The organism is Pantoea stewartii (assembly GCF_011044475.1).
GTDB lineage: Bacteria > Pseudomonadota > Gammaproteobacteria > Enterobacterales > Enterobacteriaceae > Pantoea > Pantoea stewartii.
Genome location: NZ_CP049115.1, coordinates 3,469,139 through 3,488,013, shown reverse-complemented (window position 1 = coordinate 3,488,013; position 18,875 = coordinate 3,469,139). Strand labels below are relative to the sequence as shown.

The window sequence follows — 18,875 nt, the reverse complement described above, 5'->3', positions numbered from 1 at the left end:
CATCCACCCCAATCAGAATTCGACGTCTTCCAGGCTAAAGTACTCGGTCTGGTCGTTATAAGAGAAGATCTCCGCATAACGGCCCCAGTTAATCACACTATCCAGCGTCTCTTTAGCCGCACTGTCGGAAAGCGAATCTTCCAGTTCCTGTTCAAAACGCACGCGCGGTGCACGATGTCCCGGACGCTCATCCAGTACCGTTTTGATCAGGGCGGCCAGCGGCACGTAACGCAGCAGATGATCGGCAAACATCACCTTACGCTGCTGCGTGTCTGACTCGGCAAACACCCGGGCGGGCGGCGTCAGGAAGATGTCCCCTTCCCGCACGTCCGCAAAGCCCAGCGACTGAAGCACTTCGGCTATCGGGAACAGTTCATCGACTTCCAGATGCAGCGAACGGGCCACCTCTGGCATGTCGGCGCGGCCGTGGTACGGTGCTGCTGCCAGGGTTTCGATCAACCCGGCCATCAGGTTGGTTGACACATGCGGCAGCCGCGTTCCCAGTCTGAGGCTCTTTTTCACATTATCGCTGGTAGGCCGTGCGGTCATTTGGGTATAAACATCATCGACCAGCCGACGAAAAGCCGGATCCAACCGGTTACGCGGATGGCCAAAGGGCACTTTGATTTCTGCCACTACGCGCCCGGGGTTAGAGGACAGCACCAGAATGCGGTCACACATAAAGACGGCTTCTTCGATATTGTGGGTGACGATAAGCACCGATTTCATCGGCATCTGTCCCTCATTCCACAGATCGAGTAAATCGGTACGCAGCGTTTCGGCGGTTAACACATCCAGCGCGGAAAACGGCTCATCCATTAACAATAAGGTGGGATCGACGACCAGAGCGCGTGCAAAGCCCACACGCTGACGCATGCCGCCCGATAATTCACGCGGATAGGCGTTTTCGAAACCGTCCAGGCCGATAAGGTCAATGGCCGCCAGCGCACGCTTTCTGCGTTCCGCTTTTTCCACGCCCAGCGCTTCAAGCCCGGCTTCTACGTTCTGTAGCACCGTTAACCAGGGAAACAGCGCAAAGGTCTGGAACACCATCGCCACGCCTTTGGCGGGGCCGTTCAGCGGTGCGCCCAGGTAGTCAACGGAACCCGAGCCGGGCGTAATCAGACCAGAAATAATGCGCAGCAGTGTCGATTTTCCCGAACCAGAGCGGCCCAGCAGCCCCACTATCTCGCCTTCATGCAGAGTCAGATTGACGTCATCCAGAATCAGCACTTCACCGTGCGCTTTATCGTAACCGTGCTTAATGTCTTTTACCGTCAGGACCGCCTGGCGACCGTCCGTTTTTTTGGTCGACACGTCTGCATGGTGTGTGGGTTGATTGTTTAACATCTCGGGTCCCTTAATTAGCACGGAATTTTGATTCAGCGTAGACGTACAGCGGCCGCCACAGCAGACGGTTGAACAAGGTGACAAACAACGACATCACGGCGATACCAAGAATAATCCTCGGGAAGTCCCCAGCGGCCGTGGTTTGCGCGATATACGCCCCCAGGCCGTGGGCGGTGACCTGCGTATTTCCCCATTGTACAAATTCGGACACGATGCTGGCGTTCCAGGCTCCGCCGGAAGCGGTAATGGCACCGGTAATGTAGTAGGGGAAAATGCCGGGCAGCATCACCTGACGCCACCACTGCCAGCCGCGAATATGAAAGTTTGCGGCAGCCTCTTTGTAATCATTGGGAAAGGCGGTGGTGCCCGCCACGACGTTAAACAGGATGTACCACTGCGTACCAAGCACAATAAGCGGAGACAGCCAGATATCCGGATTCAGCCTGAAGTGCACAATCATAATGACGAACACCGGAAACATCAGGTTGGCCGGGAACGCCGCCAGGAACTGGGCAACCGGCTGAATTTTTCCGGCCAGTGCAGGACGCAGGCCAATCATCACGCCCAGCGGCACCCAAATCAGCGATGAAATCAGAATCAACACGGTGACGCGCAGAAGTGTAATCAGCCCCAGGCCGAAGACATGTTTCACGTCCGCCAGCGTGACACCGATTTGCACATAGGTAATAACCCGCCAGACCACATACAGGGTCAGTAAAATGACGAAGGCGCCCCAGATAAAGTCACCCAGACGCGAGCGGGATTCCGTGCTGCTTTCGGCCCGGACCGACCTGGAGGCAGGCCAGCGCCACGAGATACGCGCCAGCGCAGACAGCAGCAGGCGCAGCGGCGTAAAGATCTGGTGAATCAGGCGCGTACGGCGCATCAGATCACGCACCCATGAGGTCGGCGCACTCCCCGAACGTGTGTTTTCCATGCGGAACTTATCCGCCCAGGCCACCAGCGGCCTGAACAACAGCTGATCATAAGCCAGAATCACGATCACCATGGTAAGCAGCACCCAGCCCACCGCATGGATATCTTTATGCAGAATCGCCTGTGCCAGATAGCCGCCCACGCCGGGTAAGGTAAAGGTGTTGTTACCCACCGTGATCGCCTCTGAGGCGACAATAAAGAACCAGCCCCCCGACATCGACATCATCATATTCCACACCAGTCCCGGCACGGCGAAAGGCGCATCCAGCTTCCAGAAACGTTGCCAGCCGGTCAGATGAAAGCCACGTGAGACTTCCACCAAATCGGCCGGTACGGTACGTAGCGACTGGTAAAAGCTAAAGGTCATGTTCCAGGCCTGACTGGTAAACAGGGCAAATATCGCCGCCAGTTCTACACCCAGCACCTGCCCGGGAAACAGGGCAATAAAAAAGGTCACGGTAAAAGAGATATAACCCAGCACCGGCACGGACTGCAGGATATCCAGAATGGGCACTAACACCTTTTCTGCCCGGCGACTTTTGGCCGCCAGCGTGCCGTAGATCAGGCTGAACACCAGTGAAGCCAGCATCGCCACCAACATCCGCAGCGTGGTGCGCATGGCATATTCCGGCAGATTAGTCGGATCAAGGGAGATGGCCTGGGTTTTCAGGCTGTCAATCGGCATCAGCGTTTGATGAAAGCCCACCGCCACCATTGCAATCAGGCAAATAATCAGGGGAAATGCCACGGCATCCCAGACGTTTGGCAGCAACCGTCTGTTAGCCGCCAGCATGGTGAATCGGAAGTTCATGAGCCCTCTCTTCTTTTCATCACGGAGCGACTGAAGTATTTGAGGTGAGGGATTATCAGTCAGGATTATTAAACGTATGCTCACCTGATAGCGGGGTTTTTATTAATTTTTTATGAAAGCCCAGTCCCGGTTTTTGCTGGCACGCGCAATGCTGTCCTTTTCTTAATACAAACAGACTGAATGATGTGGCAAAGGCCCCAACAATTTACGCCCATGCCTTACGCGACAAAGGCATCCTCGGCGCGTAAAACCCACGACATAATCACAGTTTGCTCTGTTTTTTGATGCCAGTGGTTGCTGAGACTGAGGGTTTAAAATATAAACCTTTTTAATATTTTTTGTACAGGCGCATGCGACAGGTTCTGGCAGCAAGCCATCTCTGTCTTGATAATCCATTTACTTAACGAATCGATTATTAAGACTGTTCTTAATCTCTCACCTTTCGCTGCGCTTTACTCTTTAACGGCACTAACCTGCCTTTCATTATCAGGGAGTGATCGAATGGCCTTACCACAACCGTATTCAAATTCTCTTCCGGATTACGGCGTGGGCCGACGGATGGGGCTGGTGTCAGCTGATGACATTGATTTTAACGCACTGGCGAATCGTCTGGATTGCCTGCGGGACTTTAGCCAGGTCGGTATCATCTATTCTGACGGCCCACAGCAATGGCTGGTCCGGCCTTCGCGTTATGACGCGCAAGCCAGCAAAAGTCGTGTTAGCCATGTAGTAATAACGAAGGTCAATGCTATAAATCCTCAGGTTGCCACTAAGGCGCTGACGGAAACACTTAGTAAGCCTTCGCTGGCTGGCGAGATGACATCGACGATATTTTCATGTGGTGCTTTAATTATTACGGGATTTCTTGCGATAGGTTATGCCGTTGCCGTACCTTTGACAGCAGGAGCATCGGGTATTGTAGCAGGCATGATTATCGCAGGGGGTTTAGCGACAGGTATGCAGTGCGCCATCGGTAGCGCGCGATTATATGCTATCTACGAAGGTCAGGAAGACTATATCGCGTGGATTGATTCACAGTCATGGTATGTTGCAACAACGACCGCGCTGGATGTTATATCGCTTGCCGGAGCGGGTGCCGGTCTAAAAAGCGCGATCGAAACGTATAAGGTGATGAAAGCGTCCTCTTCTGCAAAGGCTATCAACTGGCTTAAAACGTTAAGTCGCGCTGAGCGAAAAAGAATTACAGAGGAAATCATCCGCGCGCAAAACCCCGGAATTTCAAATGGCAGTATCAGGGCAGCCATGAAAGCAGGTGTGTACCCTAAACGTTATCCGGCCGAGGCTATACAAAAATCTCTTCAGCGTGAATTAACGTCTGCACTGGTGAATTCATCGGCGTTTGCTGGAAGCGCATTGACAGGCACGCTAAAAAACCCGCAAAACATTGTCCAGTCCGGGAAGTATATCATCGGCGTCATTCAGTCACTTCCCTCTACATAAGTTGTCAAAATGAAATACATTAATAAAACAATCAAGCTCAGCGAAAAAACGAACAAAGAAATAAATATTAGTGGCGTTGATGAGCTGGAGCATATTAAAGATGACATGAAAGAAAAAATGGGTATGCCAATCGGATTACATACTTTTGGCACCCCCTTAGTCATCAGTATGGTGCTGACGTTGATCAGCTTCTCCCTGCCTCAGTTTTCATTATGGTTATTCATCTATGACCTGATGGGGTGGCAAAAACACGCTGTCTTTATCGGTATAATTGCCGCAGCATTTATCTATGTCCTGGTCTTGTTTACAACAATGATGCTGGTTTCACGCGGAATATATTTGGCACTAAGAGCTTATATTTCCATCCTGTTTTTGGTATTAATGACTGCTTTAGTGTTTCTCTTTCTCACCATGGTTTCATCAATGAGTGGCAATAATAATTATTCGCTATCTTTTGCAGGTGCATTATTAAGCACTGCGTTAAGTCTGACCGCTCTCAAGTGCCTTAACAGTCAAATGTTTTATAAGTCCTGCGCTTTTATGCTTCATAATCGGGCCTGGCGAAAGCAACTGGAACTAAAAAGGAAAACAACCTCTTTTAAATAGACTAAAAAAGTGGCCTGGTTCGGCTCATAAGGTCGGTGCACCACTACAATCGCCGCACTTGATATCATCTGGTTCAGGAGCAGGTTTAAAAAGCGTTGATAAAACGCATAAGGTTCTGAAGGCAACGACGTCTTCTGAAAACCTGATTAACTGGCTTAAAACACTAAGTAGAGCTGAACGCAGACGTATTACTGAGGAAACAATACGGCAACAAAATCCTGGCATCTCAAACGGCGGTATTAAAGCGGCTATAAAAGCAGGGAATTATCCTAAACGATATCCTTCTGATGCCTTGCAAAAATCACTTCAGCGGGAGTTGGCCACAGCCTTTGTTAACAGCTCTGCGTTTATGGGGAGTGCGCTTACAGGTACAATAAGGAACCCTCACACTATCCCGCAGTCCGGGAAGTATTTGACTGAGGTCGTTCAGTCTTTTTCAGTAAATTAATTAGTTAATTAAATCATGCTAATGCAACTTAAAAGAACGCTTGAACTTAGTAAAATGGTTAATGAAAAAATGTCTACGGATGACGCCGATGAACTCGAACAGCTCAAAGATAACATGAAGGATTTGATGGTCTCGCCTATAGGATGGCATACTATGGGCATCCCATTGCTGATCAGTTTTGTTCTCTCTCTTCTGGCTTTTACTGTCCCTCAAACCTCTATATGGGAAACTGTTTTTTCTCTTATGGCATGGCCTGATAAAGCGTTGTCAGGAGGCGTCATTGTTACTGGTTTTATCTATTGCTTAGTCATGTTCCCCTCATTAACATTAATCGCTCGTGGAAACCATACCGCCCTAAAAACATACATTAACCTCATATATTTCACATTAGCGGTAGTGGCAATCTATTTCTTAAAAACGCTAATTTCCGCGCTATTCGGCGGTTCTTTTACAACCTTTACTTTAATTTCATCCTGTATCGGCATGGTATTTGTTCTTGTTGCGTTATCGTGCCTTAACAGTCATCTTTTTTTCAAAAGTAATGCGTTTTATTTGCACAACCGCGTCTGGCGAAAGCAACTCAAGCTCAGAAATAAAACGCATTCAAAATAGTCTTTTAAAACCTCAATAAAAACCCGTGGTAACCATGGGTTTTATCATCTTACAGAATTTCCCACAGCGATTATCCAGACGGTTCTGACAAAACTGTCACATCCACATCGTTTGAATGACGTTTCCTTGTAGAAGATAAAGAAAGTTATTTGTTTTATTTAATTGAGCCACTAAATCCTTTCGCACACGCTTTTAACGATAATGCCCATTTTACATCAGACAGAAATTCTCAAGCCTGTTTTATACAACTCATCGCAACAGGCCTTTTTTTTGTAACAGAACTCGTAATTAATGTTGCTCATACAAGCCCGGACTCGCATAAAAATCAGACATACCTCACCCTTTAAAATAAAAAATCAAAACAACGTTTCATTTTTAATTGAAAGTCATTGGTGTGCCGAATAGGATGCGTGCAACTGGAATCAATAAGCCATTTATTACGTATTGCATTTACTATTCTATTTAACGGGAGATAAACGTGGATATCAGACAAAGCATTCACAGCGCGCACGCCAACACGCTGGATACACAAGGCCTTCGCGATGAGTTCTTAATCGAGAAAATCTTTGTCCCGGATGATTACACTCTGACTTACAGCCATATCGATCGCATTATTGTCGGCGGGATTATGCCTGTCACACGGACTGTCGCGATTAACAATGAGGTGGCGAAGCAACTGGGCGTCAGTGACTTCCTGGAACGCCGTGAACTGGGCATGATTAATATTGGCGGTCCCGGTAAAGTTACCGTGGATGGCGACGACTATGAGATTGGTCATCGCGAGGCGCTGTATATCGGCAAAGGCAGCAAAACGGTCGTGTACGCCAGTCTGGATCCACACCAGCCTGCAAAGTTTTATTTTAACTGCGCGCCAGCCCATAAAACCTTACCCATTCGTAAAGTCACGGCAGCGGATGCGGCCTCGGTCACGCTGGGCGATCCGCTGTCCAGCAATCGCCGAACTATCCATAAGTACCTTGTCCCCGAGGTAGTGGAAACCTGCCAGCTCAGCATGGGGCTGACCCAGCTCGAACCCGGCAATCTCTGGAACACCATGCCCTGTCATACCCACGCGCGCCGCATGGAAGTCTACCTTTACTTTGCTATAGCTGATGACGCCTGCGTGTTCCATATGATGGGAGAACCCCAGGAAACGCGTCATATCGTGATCCATAACGAACAGGCGGTGATCTCACCCAGCTGGTCTGTTCACTCAGGTGTGGGGACGCGTGCTTACAGCTTTATCTGGGGCACCGTTGGTGAAAATCAGGTGTTTGATGACATGGACCACGTCGCAGTCAACGATCTGCGCTAACCCATGGCGGCATGATGCAGTAAGCACAAGGCGATACGCCTGAAAGGAATCATTATGATACTGAACACATTTTCTCTACACGGTAACGTCGCGGTGGTCACGGGTTGCAACACCGGCCTGGGCCAGGGAATGGCGATAGGTCTGGCGGAGGCAGGCTGCGACATCGTAGGCATTAACCAGGTTGAGCCCGATGAAACCCAGGCGCGTGTTACCGCACTGGGGCGACGTTTCCTGAGCCTGAAAGCCGACCTGCGCAAGATTGACGCGATCCCTGCCTTGCTGGACAGCGCGGTTGCCCACTTTGGTCGTATCGATATCCTGGTCAACAACGCCGGACTGATTCGCCGTGAGGATGCCATCAACTTCAGTGAACAAGACTGGGATGATGTGATGGACCTGAATATTAAGAGTCTGTTCTTTATGTCTCAGGCCGTGGCCCGACACTTTATCGCACAGGGCAGCGGCGGCAAAATCATCAATATTGCCTCAATGCTGTCGTTTCAGGGTGGGATCCGTGTTCCGTCCTATACAGCATCAAAGAGCGGCGTCATGGGCATCACGCGGTTACTGGCAAACGAGTGGGCCAAATACCGGATTAACGTGAATGCTATCGCACCGGGCTATATGGCTACCGATAACACGCAGCAACTCCGGGCCGATGCGCAGCGTAATGCTGACATTCTGAATCGCATTCCGGCCGGGCGCTGGGGACAGCCGGACGATGTCATGGGGCCAGTGGTGTTTCTCGCCTCGCCAGCATCCGACTATATCAATGGTTATACCCTGGCCGTGGATGGCGGCTGGCTGGCACGTTAACCAGCATACGCTCATCGCCATCTGTGTGGCGGTGTTATTACGCATCACTGATACTCAGCGCGGAAATTATATTCGGGCCCTTGTTACGCGTTATTTAAATGTCAAGGATTAAACAACACAGTTTATATCGGTGTTAAATCGTCGCGCGTAAAAACGGGTAAGGTTCGCACCACGTAATAATGGCATCAATAAAAGAGGACGCTGTTTTTTACCTTAAACGTTTACGCCTTTTGGGCGGGCAGCATTAAACACGGCCATTTGAAGCTGACGATTATCGCGTAAACCGCGAGGGCCAGGCATGAAAAATAATCACCATGGAATAATGATAAAACACAGGAATAACAATGACTACGCAATCTATTGAGCATCAACTCAATCTGTTACTGACGGGCTTTACACAGCTAAAAGACGAAGGACGATTTAACGAACCCAATATTGATGGCACCGCGGGAGATTATATTTCCTTCGCCAACTGGGAATGGCCGCAGGGGGTGGGATTATTTGGCCTCGTCCGGTTATGGGAACTCACGCAACGCAAAGATATTTACCAGCTTATTGAGACCTGGTTCCAGAATAATATTCAGAAAGGCCTGCCGCCCTTAAATATTAATACCACGGCACCGATGCTGCCGCTGTCGCTGCTGTGGGCTCACAATCGTGATCCTCAGTATCAAGCGGTGCTGGATCACTGGGCCAACAGGGTAATGACCGCGCTGCCGCGTACGCCGGAGGACGGGTTTCAGCACGTCGTGTCCGACGGCATTAATCCCATGGAAATCTGGGATGATACGCTGTTTATGGTGGTGCTGTTTCTTGGCCACTACGGCATGGCCGCCGGGCGACAGGAACTGGTGGAGGAAGCCGTGCGTCAGTTTTTACTGCATGCCCGCTATCTTAACGATCCGCAAACCGGTTTATGGTTTCACGGCTGGAGCTTCGCCGAGAAGAATAATTTTGCTCACGCCCGCTGGGCGCGCGGCAATGCCTGGATCACCGTTGGCATTATTGAGTTTCTGGAACTGACCGCGCTTCGCGGTGGCGTACGTGACTATCTGTTGGCGTGCCTGAAAACGCAGGTGAATACCCTCATCGATCTGCAATCCCCGCAGGGCGCGTGGCACACCCTACTCGATCATCCCGACAGCTACGAAGAAATCTCGGCCACGGCCGGGTTTGGCTATGGGCTGTTAAAAGGCGCGCGTCTGGGCTATGGCGATGACCGTTGGTTACAGGCAGGGTTGCGCGCGCTGGAAGCCGTGCAGCGAAATATTGATGACGAGGGCACCGTGCACAATGTGTCTTATGGCACCCGCATGGGAAGAACCCTGCAATTTTATAAAGACATTCCGCTTCAGCCGACCGGCTACGGTCAGGCGCTGGCCATCTTATGCCTGACCGAAGGGTTAAGGCACACCCAAAAATAATAATAACGCTGACACCAGGAGAATCGAATTATGACGCAGACAACCTATTGTCACTTTCCGCTGCAACAACGAGATGCTGTGCGCTACTGGCAGCTCTCGGCAGTGGCTTCACAACCCTATGACGTGGACGATGTTCCCATGTCGGGCGAGATGGATCCTTTTTTCTTTCTGAGCAAACATAAAAACTTTATTCCGCATACCTATCCCTGCCGTACTGAATTTCAAAAACAGTTCGCTGGCAAAAAACCCTGTCCGTTTGGCGACTGTACGCTGACAAACTGGTGGTTTCCTTTTGGGTCCGATCGGGTCGATTTGTCGGGGTTTTGGTTTCGCGCCACCCGCATTGGCGCACAGGCCGAAACCGCTCTGGTCGCAGCCGCGCCCGGCAGCCGTCGTTTTCGCCTGACCACCTGTGGCGCAGCACTGGTCACCCTGAACGGCGAGGAGGTTGCCTGGCTGGCCGATTATCAGCGCAACCTGGAAAGCCAGGTTGAATTTACGCTTAACCTTCAGGCCGGGTTAAATACGCTTCGCATCTGGTTTGACGATCTGGCCGAACGCGATGTCCGCTTCTTTTTCCAGCTGGATTACGTCGAGGGGGATCCGCTTCAGGTTGCGCTGGCGGTGCCGGCGGAGGCAGAACAGGTACGGCATATGGAGTCGATGCTGGAAGGGATGGCATTTGAACAACCGACTTATACGCAGGGGCCGGTTCGCCTGTGTTTCCCGTCCCCTGCGACAGACACTTTCGACCTGAACGTTTTGGTTTCCGGCGATTTTATTTCGCTGGATGAGCCGGTGCGGCTTCGTACCGTTCTGGAGAAAGGCGAAGGGGCCGTCACGCTCGCCGAGAGCGACACATTGCCCGCCGATTTTCGCCGTTTTGCTGTCAGCCTGAAAAAAGGCGCTTTCCACATCACCCGCACGCTGGGCGTCGAAATCTGCCACGCTGAACGCCAGGCGCAGGTGCCTGACACTTTGGCAGCCAGGGCAGAAGAAGCCCTGAGGCACGTTGCGCTGCACGGCGAGTACAGCAGTGTAAAAGCGCTGGCACGCTTAGCCTGCGGGATGGATGACGCGGAAACCCAGTCGATGCTGGAAGGCGTTCTGCCTTCCGTTGAAGCCTGTCACGACTGCGCCGACTTTACCCTGGTGCCGCTGCTCTGGTGCCGGATCCAGTGGGCCGATCGCCTGGCCAGCGCCACACGGGAAAAAATCGATCGGGCCATTTTAGGCTTCCGCTACTGGATGGATGAACCGGGTAATGACGTGCAGTGGTACTTCTCAGAAAATCATGCCCTTCTGTTTCATACCGCCGCATACCTGGCAGGCAGCGCCTTTCCTGACGCGACGTTTATCCGATCTGGGCGAACGGGCCGTGAGCAGGCCGCAGCCGGTCTGGCGCGCGTGCGGGCCTGGCTCGATCATTTCGAGCAGTGCGAGATGGCCGAGTGGAATTCAGCACCGTACTTCCCGATAGACCTGAAAGGTCTGAGCGCCCTTGCCGCCCTGGCAGAAGATGCGGACATCGTGACGCGCAGCCAGCGGGCCATATTGCGCCTGCTGGAGCAGCTCGCCCGCTCATCACATCAGGGCATGCTGACCGCCTCGCAGGGACGTTCCTATGAGCACACGCTGTGCGCAGGCCGCTCGCTGGAGCTGTCGGCGATCTCTCGCCTGCTGTGGGGAAAAGGTTACTACGGCTGCCGCTTCCATGCCCTGCCGCAGCTGGCCCTGCTGTTGCAGCAGAAAAAATTACCCCTTCCGCCCGGCCAGGCAAAGGTCGCCTGCTGGCAGGGTGACACCGCGCAGGAATGGTATTTTGCTCAGGGGAAAAACCGCATTGCCCGCCTTTATCACTATAAAACCCGCCACGCGGCTATGGGTTCGCTTGCCGGTTACCGCTGGGGCGAGTGGGGTTATCAGGAAACCCCGATTCATTTAAGGATTGGCGACGTGCCTGAGGCACAAATCTGGATCAATCATCCGGGCGAAAAGCTGCACGGCGGTTTTGGTCGCCCTTCGTACTGGGGAGGATGTGGCACATTGCCGCGCGTTCAGCAATATCGTGGCCTGGCCATCGTGATGTTCAACGTTCATGACGATCAGCCCGATTTTACCCATGCCTGGCTGCCGCAGCGCTATTTCGATGAGATGCGCGTCTGTGAGCAACGCATTTTGCTCCGCAGCGGTAACGGCATGGTGCAGATTTCGGGCAACCAGCCTTTCCGGCTGACAACCCGCGGTCCCGCGCAGCACTGTGAAGCCCGCTTAGCGGGAAAAGAGACCTGCTGGCTAATTCGTCTGAATGACGATCCGCAACTCAGCACGTTGGAAGAATTTGACTCGCGCTTCGCCCAGATTAGTGTCGAAAAGCGTGAGGACGGCACGATTTGCGTGAACGATCCCCTTTACGGCGACGTGTTCTTCCAGCCGAATGGTTGTGTCTTTGGCCAAGGCCGGTTGCTGGATCCTGACAGCTGGACCCTTGCGGGGGAAAGCCATGAACTGGAATTGCCTTCGGGCGCCCACGCTTAAGCTGAGAATGCGCAGGCCCGGCGGCTGCCAGGCCTGCGCGGCCACGTAAAGGACAGGAAGCTCAGCGCCAGAAGATTTTTCTCTGGCGCTGCAAACGGATGGGCCTGTATGCCGCTGACAGGTTGCGTTCCGTCTGCGTGGTCCCTGTTTTTTGGGATGGCGTTCAGCTCTGTAATTTCCTCAGGCAGCGATCCATGGCACTGACCACCCAGTCGATATCGTGCGTCTGGAAACAGAGCGGTGGGCGGATTTTCAGCACGTTACCGTATGGCCCGGCAACGGAGGTCAGTACAAAGGCCTCACGTAACGCCTCCACCAGATCGAGTGCCAGACGTTTGTCAGGCGCTTTGCTTTCTCTGTCCTTCACCAGCTCAAAGCCGATAAACAGCCCTGCCCCACGGACTTCACCGATGCACGGATACGTTGCCTGCAGGGATTGCAGCGCCGCCAGCAGTGCAGCGCCGGTTTTGAGGCTGTGCGCCTGAAGTGCTTCCTGTTCAATGACATCCATCACCGCGTGCGCCGCCGCCATGGAGACCGGGTTACCACCAAAGGTATTAAAGTAAGGTAGCGCATCGCTAAACGCCGCCATGACTGGCGCTTTCGCCATCAGCCCCGAGACCGGAATGCCGTTCCCCATCGGTTTGCCGGTAGTCACGACATCCGGAATCACGCCGTGTCGGGCAAAGCCCCAGAACGCCTCGCCGGTGCGGGCAAAGCCAGGCTGCACTTCATCGGCAATAAAAATGCCGCCATTCTGATGCACCACATCAATCGCCGGTTTTAAAAAGCCGGGCTGACCGGGTAAAACGCCGTCTGACGAGAAAATCGAGTCGGCCAGGAACCCCGCAAATTTAATGCCGTGCGCAGCCATATCATCGATTTGCTTCTGAATTTCCTGCGCAAACCAGGCACCCTGATCCGCCGTCTGAATGCGATAAAAGTCAGGCGGGGCCACCAGCCGTGTATGCGGTGATAACGGCTGACCGCTGCCCAGCGCGGGCGAAACGCCGGAGGTAAGCGCACTGGTGCCGTGATAGGCTTCTTTGGACACGATGATGCCCGTACCACCGCTCCAGCACTGGGCAATGCGTATCGCCAGATCGTTTGCCTCGGATCCGGTACACATATACATGGCCCGATCGATCTCGGCCGGCATCGTGGCCAGAATGCGATCGCTGTACGCAAGGATCGATTCATGCAGATAGCGCGTATGGGTGTTTAATTGCATCATCTGTTTATGTACGGCATCCACGACCGCCGGATGACAGTGACCAATACTGGCAACGTTGTTATACATATCCAGATACTGATTGCCCGCCTTATCCCACAGATACTGGCCCTTTCCGCGCACCAGATGCACCGGATTGCGGTAAAACAGCCGATAGGACTCGCCCAGTACCTGACTGCGCTTATCGGTCAGTTGTCGAATGTCCGGTGCCAGCGTTTCCGCGTTTTCAGCACGAAAGCTGTTGGTATCCATTATGGTTGAACGTACCGTCATCGTGACTCCTTGGTCTTTGTGCTGCCCGACGGCGCGTTACGCACCGCCAGACGGGTATAAACGTTAATCGGTTTCTGCGGCAACAGAGCGCTGCGCGACAGCACCGCGGCGGGAGTGCGTGGTCAGGAAGTAGAGATAGCCCGCTACCATAAAACCCACAAACAGCGCGCCGATCTGCGGGTTAAACCACAGCATCGCGATCAGGCAGATCACCGAGCCACACAGGGCGATGGCGGGGATCACCGGATAACCCGGTGCACGGTAGCTACGTGCCAGTGTCGGATCCGTGCGACGCAGTTTAAACAGGCTCAGCATACTCATGATGTACATGACGATCGCCCCAAACACCGACATGGTGATCATCGCGGCGGTCAGACTCATTCCCTGAAAGCTGATGCCATCAGAGAAAATGGCAACAATGCCGACCACACCGCCCGCCAGGATCGCCCGGTGCGGTGTATTAAAGCGCGACAGTTTTGCCAGTGAAGGCGGCAGATAACCTTCCCGCGCCAGCGCAAAGAACTGACGCGAATAGCCCATGATAATGCCGTGGAAACTGGCAATCAGGCCGAACAGGCCAATCCACACCAGCATGTGCATCCAGCGTGAATCGTTACCGACCAGCATTTTCATGGCCTGCGGCAGCGGATCGTTAATGCCTGACAGCGTACGCCAGTCACCTGCCCCTCCGGCAAACACCATGACACCCATCGCCAGCACCACCAGCGTTAAAATACCGCTGATGTAGGCGCGGGGAATGGTCCGGCGTGGGTCTTTTGCCTCTTCGGCCGCCATGGCAACGCCTTCAATGGCAAGGAAAAACCAGATGGCAAAAGGAATGGCGGCAAACATCCCGGATACCGAGGCCAGAGAGAACGTATCCTGCCCTGCCCAGCCATGGGCGACAAAATTCGTCAGGCTGAAGCCCGGCGCGACCACGCCCATAAACACCAGCAGTTCAATCACCGCCAGCAGCGTCACCAGCAGCTCAAAGGTTGCCGCAATGCTGACGCCGATGATGTTCAGTCCCATAAAGATCAGGTAGGCACAGACCGCAATGAGCTTAGGATTCACTTCCGGAAACTGCACATTGAGGTAGGCGCCTATCGCCATAGCAATGGCCGGGGGCGCAAACACAAACTCGATTAAGGTGGCAATGCCCGCAATCAGCCCGCCGGTATCACCGAAAGCACGGCGACTGTAGGCAAACGGTCCTCCGGCCTGCGGAATGGCGGTCGTCAGTTCGGTAAAGCTGAAGATAAAACAGGTGTACATGGCGGCGACAAAAAACGTCGTGACCAGAAAACCCAGCGTACCCGCGGCTCCCCAGCCATAGCTCCAGCCGAAATATTCTCCCGATATAACCAGTCCCACAGCGATGCCCCAGAGTTGCAGGGTACCAAGGGTGGGTTTCAGTTTCTCTTTCATCACTGCGTTCCCCGTCTGTGTAAAGTGAAAAGGCGATGCCTAAAAAGCTGACGGGTAGATGATGGACACAGCCGCAACAGAAAAACTTGACCGCAGAAAACAGAAACACGTCGGCTGGGGTCAAGTTGACCCGGCTCGGGTTGTGACGCCTCTGCCGAAGTCAATTTTTGCCTGCTCTCAGGTCAAGCGCGCCAGGCCGGTTCAGCGCCATGCTGCCTCCACACGCAGAGAAAGGGAGACAGACATGAGCATTAAGCAATATGACACCTTAACGAACGACAGCATTCTTCAGCTTGCCCACCAGGCGTTGCAGGCGTATCCGGCCTGTTTGCATGCAGAGGTCAAACTTCTGTGCCGTTCCGAGAACGCCACCCTGTCTGTCAGCACGCCGCAGGGCCGGTACGCGTTACGTATTCACCGCGGCGATTACCACGCTAAGCAGGATATTGAAAGCGAGCTGCACTGGCTGGATGCGCTTCAGGCCGCAGACATCTGCGTGCCGGTGGCGGTGCGCGACGGGCACGATAACCGCATTCAGACGCTGCCGCTGCCGGACGGCAGTGAACGCTATGCTGTGCTGTTTCACTGGATCGAGGGCGATATGCTCACCGATGCGGTCGATCCGGCCGCCTTTCGCCAGTTAGGCCGTATCACCGCGCAGCTCCACCACCACAGTCGGCGCTGGCAAAAGCCACAAACCTTTCGCCGTATCGTCTGGGATCATCACACGATGGTTTCCCCCACAGGTCACTGGGGTGACTGGCGCGATGTGGCCGGTTTAGCGCCATCACAACATGGCGTGATCGAAGAAACGCTGTCGCATGTCGGCCGTGAGATGGCAGCGTTTGGCCAGTCGCCCGACCGCTATGGTCTGATTCACGCCGACCTGCGCCTGACCAATCTGCTGGTACACAAAGGCGAAACGCGGGTCATTGATTTTGATGACTGCGGAATGGGCTGGTATCTGCACGATCTTGCCGCTGCGATCAGCTTTGTCGAACACCATCCCAGCGCCCCACAGTGGGTGGAAAACTGGCTAAACGGCTACGAACAGGTGGCGCACGTTAGCGATGAAGAGCTGGCGATGATCCCGTCCATGCTGATTCAGCGCCGCATTCAGCTGACCGCCTGGGTCGCTTCCCATCGCGAAACAGAAATGGCGCGCAGCCTGGGCGACGGTTGGGCGAACGACACGGTACGCCTGTTCCACCGCTATCTCGAAGGGGCCCGATTGCCGATTGGCGTCTAGCGCACTCTGGCGGTGCCTGAATGACAGATCGCGGTGCAATCTTCACGGGGGCGATGCTAAGTGCCTGTTAACTGGTGCCTGACGGCTGGTATGTTTCTTGCAGAAGCTAACGATGTTCAGTTGCAGGCGGAAAATATCATGACCAGCAGATTTCCAGAGGCCGCCATAACGGCCATGTCCAGCGCGGGTAGCAGTCACCGTGGCGTCCTGTCGGCCGCCGCGACGGGACTGGGTGATTTCATTAACGCCCAGGGTGGCGATGTGGATCGTATTTTCGGCATCAGCGGGATCGATCCGGATACGCTCGCCTGCCCGACGCTGAGCCTGGACCTGGTCAATTACTGTCGGGTGCTGGAAGAAGCGGCCAGCCAGGCGGGCGTGGACAACTTCGGTTTACAGTATGGTCATCAGTTCCGGCCACAGTCTCTGGGCCTGATTGGCTATATTGGCCTGTGCTCGGCCACGCTGGAACAGGCGCTGCAAAACGTGGTCAATGCCTTTCCCTACCATCAACACAACACCTGTATTCGTCTGACGGAGCGCAGCGACTGCTGGCAGCTGGATTATCAGGTGCGTCACGGCGCGATTCTGCAGCGCCGTCAGGATGCAGAACTGACGTTAGGCATGTTTCTTAACCTGATTCGCCACGCGGCAGGACGCCACTGGGCACCGCGTGAAGTGCATTTCGAGCATCCGCGCCCTGAGCACTGGCACGAACACTGTAAAGTCTTTGATGCGCCGGTCTATTTCGATCAGCCCTTTAACTCGATGATCATCGCCAAAACGGATCTGGGCCGCAAAATGCCGGATCACGATCCCATGCTGCTGCTGGTGATGCAGGATGCGATCCGTCGGCTCAGCCCACCCGTCATCATTCAGGATACCGTTAATCAAACCCGCACCGACATTCACCTTCAGCTACTCAATGGCGAACCCTCACTGGACATTATCGCCGAAAAACAGGGACTGTCTGCCTGGTCGTTACAGCGGCGACTGCGCGATGAGCAAACCAGTTTTTCCGCCCTGGTCGACAGCGTCCGCAAAGAGATGGCGACGCATTACCTGAAACAACACCATCTGTCGGTCTCTGAAATGGCCTTGCTGTTGGGCTATTCTGAAGTCAGCGCCTTCTCACGCGCCTTTCGCCGCTGGTTCGGTTGTAGCCCACGCGACTGCCGTAAATCGCAGGGCACGGTTTTTCTTTGACAGCATCAGGCTGTCTGGCCAACGCATTATGCGGGCCTTTCTTACTGAAGAAAGAAAGCCCGGTATGAATTATCGCTGAGCGGTTACGTGAGCGTATCGAATAAAAACGCCTCAAACAAATAGCCCTGAAATGCCGCAGCGTGCGGTCTGGCGAATTCGAAGTGTTGCGCCGTTTCGACGCCTTCTACAATAATAAATTCACAATAGTGTTTAATTTCCGCCAGCGTGGCTTGCCAGACGGGGCTGTTTTGATGCCGCCAGAAAAAATGCTTATCCATTTTCACGGCTTCATACATTCCACGCTGTAAACAGGGAAAGTGGGAAGCCGCACTGCCAAAATCATCCAGCCATAACGTGTATTTATTATGTAGTTCCCGGAGTAAGGGATTATTTAATCCCTGCGCAAGATCGGGAAAGTGTTCCGCGACTTCAATGCGAAGAAAAGAGTGCGCTGTGGCGAGCTCAACAATATCCCGTTCTTCCAGCAGCGCAAAAGCCATTTCCAGATCGACATTTACAGAACACAGCAACTGGTTTTCTTCAAAAAAATGACGCTTCTTATCGATTAAAGAAAGTTGTTCTCGTAACAGCTTTATTTTCTGTTGTTTATTTAATTTCGCAATATGAAAACAGGGGGTTCCCGGTGCGGCGAATCGCGTCAGAACTTCTACAGCAATTAATGTCGACGCGTTGTTAACGACAGGTTCAGCAATGAACCACCAGGCACGGTTGTTATTATCGAGATTGTGGATTTCCATTCCCATGCTCTGATTCAACGCGATGAAGTAGCCTGATTATTGATCGCTACAGACTATCAATCAAATGTTATTTATCGGGTTAAGCTATGATTTAACCTATCAAAATTAAAAGATTGATCGTTAATCCCTTGTTATTTAATAAGGTTTCAGGAATTAAAATCTTTATTTTATGCTGGCCCGGGTTGCGGAGCCTTTTACAACGCCTGCTGCATAAGGTATTGACCCGATTTCCTGCCCGCAGCTCAACGCGCCTGTATCCTTCGCGTGCTAAGAATCAAGCATTACAGACCAGTGAAAAATGGAGACAGTGAGGAAAAATAAAAAGGATAATATTGCCGCATCCGGTTAACGGGTAACTTAAATACATCAATACCGGTCATTTTGAAAAATGGCTGACGCAGGTTTTTCCCATA

The 18,875-nt window shown here is 53.0% G+C and carries 14 protein-coding genes and 1 pseudogene; 10 read left to right on the top strand and 5 right to left on the bottom strand.

Translation table 11 applies throughout. The annotated features are described in order from the left end of the window. Positions 1 to 12: 12 nt before the first annotated feature. On the bottom strand, positions 13 to 1,350 hold the full coding sequence (locus tag G5574_RS16480) for an ABC transporter ATP-binding protein (RefSeq protein WP_164482913.1): 1,338 nt from the start codon (positions 1,348 to 1,350) through the stop codon (positions 13 to 15). 10 nt (positions 1,351 to 1,360) lie between these two features. After that, positions 1,361 to 3,097, bottom strand: coding sequence for an ABC transporter permease (locus tag G5574_RS16475; protein WP_054688189.1), 1,737 nt, complete (start codon positions 3,095 to 3,097; stop codon positions 1,361 to 1,363). Between the two features lie 501 nt (positions 3,098 to 3,598). Between G5574_RS16475 and ssp4 the strand changes: the two genes are divergently transcribed. From ssp4 to G5574_RS16440, 8 genes and pseudogenes are all read left to right on the top strand, one after another. After that, positions 3,599 to 4,558: an Ssp4 family T6SS effector gene (ssp4, locus tag G5574_RS16470; protein ID WP_164482912.1), complete on the top strand. Its 960-nt coding sequence runs from the start codon at positions 3,599 to 3,601 to the stop codon at positions 4,556 to 4,558. 9 nt (positions 4,559 to 4,567) lie between these two features. Continuing rightward, entirely contained in the window at positions 4,568 to 5,164 is a 597-nt protein-coding gene (locus G5574_RS16465) for a hypothetical protein (protein ID WP_164482911.1), read from the top strand. Positions 5,165 to 5,231: 67 nt separating this feature from the next. Next, positions 5,232 to 5,612 (top strand): annotated as a pseudogene (locus tag G5574_RS24045) (hypothetical protein); the annotation flags it as partial. 15 nt (positions 5,613 to 5,627) lie between these two features. Then, positions 5,628 to 6,224 carry a hypothetical protein gene (locus tag G5574_RS16460; RefSeq protein ID WP_080752818.1) on the top strand — a complete coding sequence of 199 codons (597 nt, stop codon included), beginning with the start codon at positions 5,628 to 5,630 and terminating at the stop codon, positions 6,222 to 6,224. Between the two features lie 478 nt (positions 6,225 to 6,702). Then, positions 6,703 to 7,539, top strand: coding sequence for a 5-dehydro-4-deoxy-D-glucuronate isomerase (gene kduI, locus G5574_RS16455; protein WP_033740156.1), 837 nt, complete (start codon positions 6,703 to 6,705; stop codon positions 7,537 to 7,539). A gap of 54 nt (positions 7,540 to 7,593) precedes the next feature. Beyond that, a complete protein-coding gene (gene kduD / locus G5574_RS16450) occupies positions 7,594 to 8,355 on the top strand; it encodes a 2-dehydro-3-deoxy-D-gluconate 5-dehydrogenase KduD (protein ID WP_039338815.1) in 762 nt (253 codons plus the stop codon). A gap of 344 nt (positions 8,356 to 8,699) precedes the next feature. Then, positions 8,700 to 9,779 (top strand): beta-galactosidase BglB, encoded by a 1,080-nt coding sequence (bglB, locus tag G5574_RS16445; RefSeq protein ID WP_033740152.1) that lies wholly within the window; start codon positions 8,700 to 8,702, stop codon positions 9,777 to 9,779. Positions 9,780 to 9,809: 30 nt separating this feature from the next. Next, positions 9,810 to 12,317 carry a hypothetical protein gene (locus G5574_RS16440; protein ID WP_164482910.1) on the top strand — a complete coding sequence of 836 codons (2,508 nt, stop codon included), beginning with the start codon at positions 9,810 to 9,812 and terminating at the stop codon, positions 12,315 to 12,317. 163 nt (positions 12,318 to 12,480) lie between these two features. On the opposite strand, the gene G5574_RS16435 is transcribed toward G5574_RS16440, so the two are convergent. Both G5574_RS16435 and eat read right to left on the bottom strand, forming a co-directional pair. Then, on the bottom strand, positions 12,481 to 13,821 hold the full coding sequence (locus G5574_RS16435; protein ID WP_164482909.1) for an aspartate aminotransferase family protein: 1,341 nt from the start codon (positions 13,819 to 13,821) through the stop codon (positions 12,481 to 12,483). 63 nt (positions 13,822 to 13,884) lie between these two features. Beyond that, positions 13,885 to 15,249: an ethanolamine permease gene (gene eat, locus G5574_RS16430; protein ID WP_033740149.1), complete on the bottom strand. Its 1,365-nt coding sequence runs from the start codon at positions 15,247 to 15,249 to the stop codon at positions 13,885 to 13,887. A 244-nt stretch (positions 15,250 to 15,493) separates the two neighbouring features. Between eat and G5574_RS16425 the strand changes: the two genes are divergently transcribed. Both G5574_RS16425 and qhpR read left to right on the top strand, forming a co-directional pair. Continuing rightward, on the top strand, positions 15,494 to 16,498 hold the full coding sequence (locus tag G5574_RS16425) for a phosphotransferase enzyme family protein (RefSeq protein ID WP_164482908.1): 1,005 nt from the start codon (positions 15,494 to 15,496) through the stop codon (positions 16,496 to 16,498). Between the two features lie 138 nt (positions 16,499 to 16,636). Next, positions 16,637 to 17,704 (top strand): AraC-like transcriptional regulator QhpR, encoded by a 1,068-nt coding sequence (qhpR, locus tag G5574_RS16420; protein WP_033740338.1) that lies wholly within the window; start codon positions 16,637 to 16,639, stop codon positions 17,702 to 17,704. Positions 17,705 to 17,787: 83 nt separating this feature from the next. Here the strand turns inward: qhpR and G5574_RS16415 are convergent, their stop codons facing one another. Further along, positions 17,788 to 18,468 (bottom strand): EAL domain-containing protein, encoded by a 681-nt coding sequence (locus tag G5574_RS16415; protein WP_164482907.1) that lies wholly within the window; start codon positions 18,466 to 18,468, stop codon positions 17,788 to 17,790. Positions 18,469 to 18,875 lie beyond the last annotated feature (407 nt).

Excerpts from the sequence above, each read along its gene's own strand:
- G5574_RS16480 (WP_164482913.1), bottom strand. The coding sequence starts at position 1,350 with ATGTTAAACAATCAACCCACACACCATGCAGACGTGTCGACCAAAAAA.
- G5574_RS16475 (WP_054688189.1), bottom strand. The coding sequence starts at position 3,097 with ATGAACTTCCGATTCACCATGCTGGCGGCTAACAGACGGTTGCTGCCA.
- ssp4 (WP_164482912.1), top strand. The coding sequence starts at position 3,599 with ATGGCCTTACCACAACCGTATTCAAATTCTCTTCCGGATTACGGCGTG.
- G5574_RS16465 (WP_164482911.1), top strand. The coding sequence starts at position 4,568 with ATGAAATACATTAATAAAACAATCAAGCTCAGCGAAAAAACGAACAAA.
- G5574_RS16460 (WP_080752818.1), top strand. The coding sequence starts at position 5,628 with ATGCTAATGCAACTTAAAAGAACGCTTGAACTTAGTAAAATGGTTAAT.
- kduD (WP_039338815.1), top strand. The coding sequence starts at position 7,594 with ATGATACTGAACACATTTTCTCTACACGGTAACGTCGCGGTGGTCACG.
- bglB (WP_033740152.1), top strand. The coding sequence starts at position 8,700 with ATGACTACGCAATCTATTGAGCATCAACTCAATCTGTTACTGACGGGC.
- G5574_RS16440 (WP_164482910.1), top strand. The coding sequence starts at position 9,810 with ATGACGCAGACAACCTATTGTCACTTTCCGCTGCAACAACGAGATGCT.
- G5574_RS16435 (WP_164482909.1), bottom strand. The coding sequence starts at position 13,821 with ATGACGGTACGTTCAACCATAATGGATACCAACAGCTTTCGTGCTGAA.
- eat (WP_033740149.1), bottom strand. The coding sequence starts at position 15,249 with ATGAAAGAGAAACTGAAACCCACCCTTGGTACCCTGCAACTCTGGGGC.
- G5574_RS16425 (WP_164482908.1), top strand. The coding sequence starts at position 15,494 with ATGAGCATTAAGCAATATGACACCTTAACGAACGACAGCATTCTTCAG.
- qhpR (WP_033740338.1), top strand. The coding sequence starts at position 16,637 with ATGACCAGCAGATTTCCAGAGGCCGCCATAACGGCCATGTCCAGCGCG.
- G5574_RS16415 (WP_164482907.1), bottom strand. The coding sequence starts at position 18,468 with ATGGGAATGGAAATCCACAATCTCGATAATAACAACCGTGCCTGGTGG.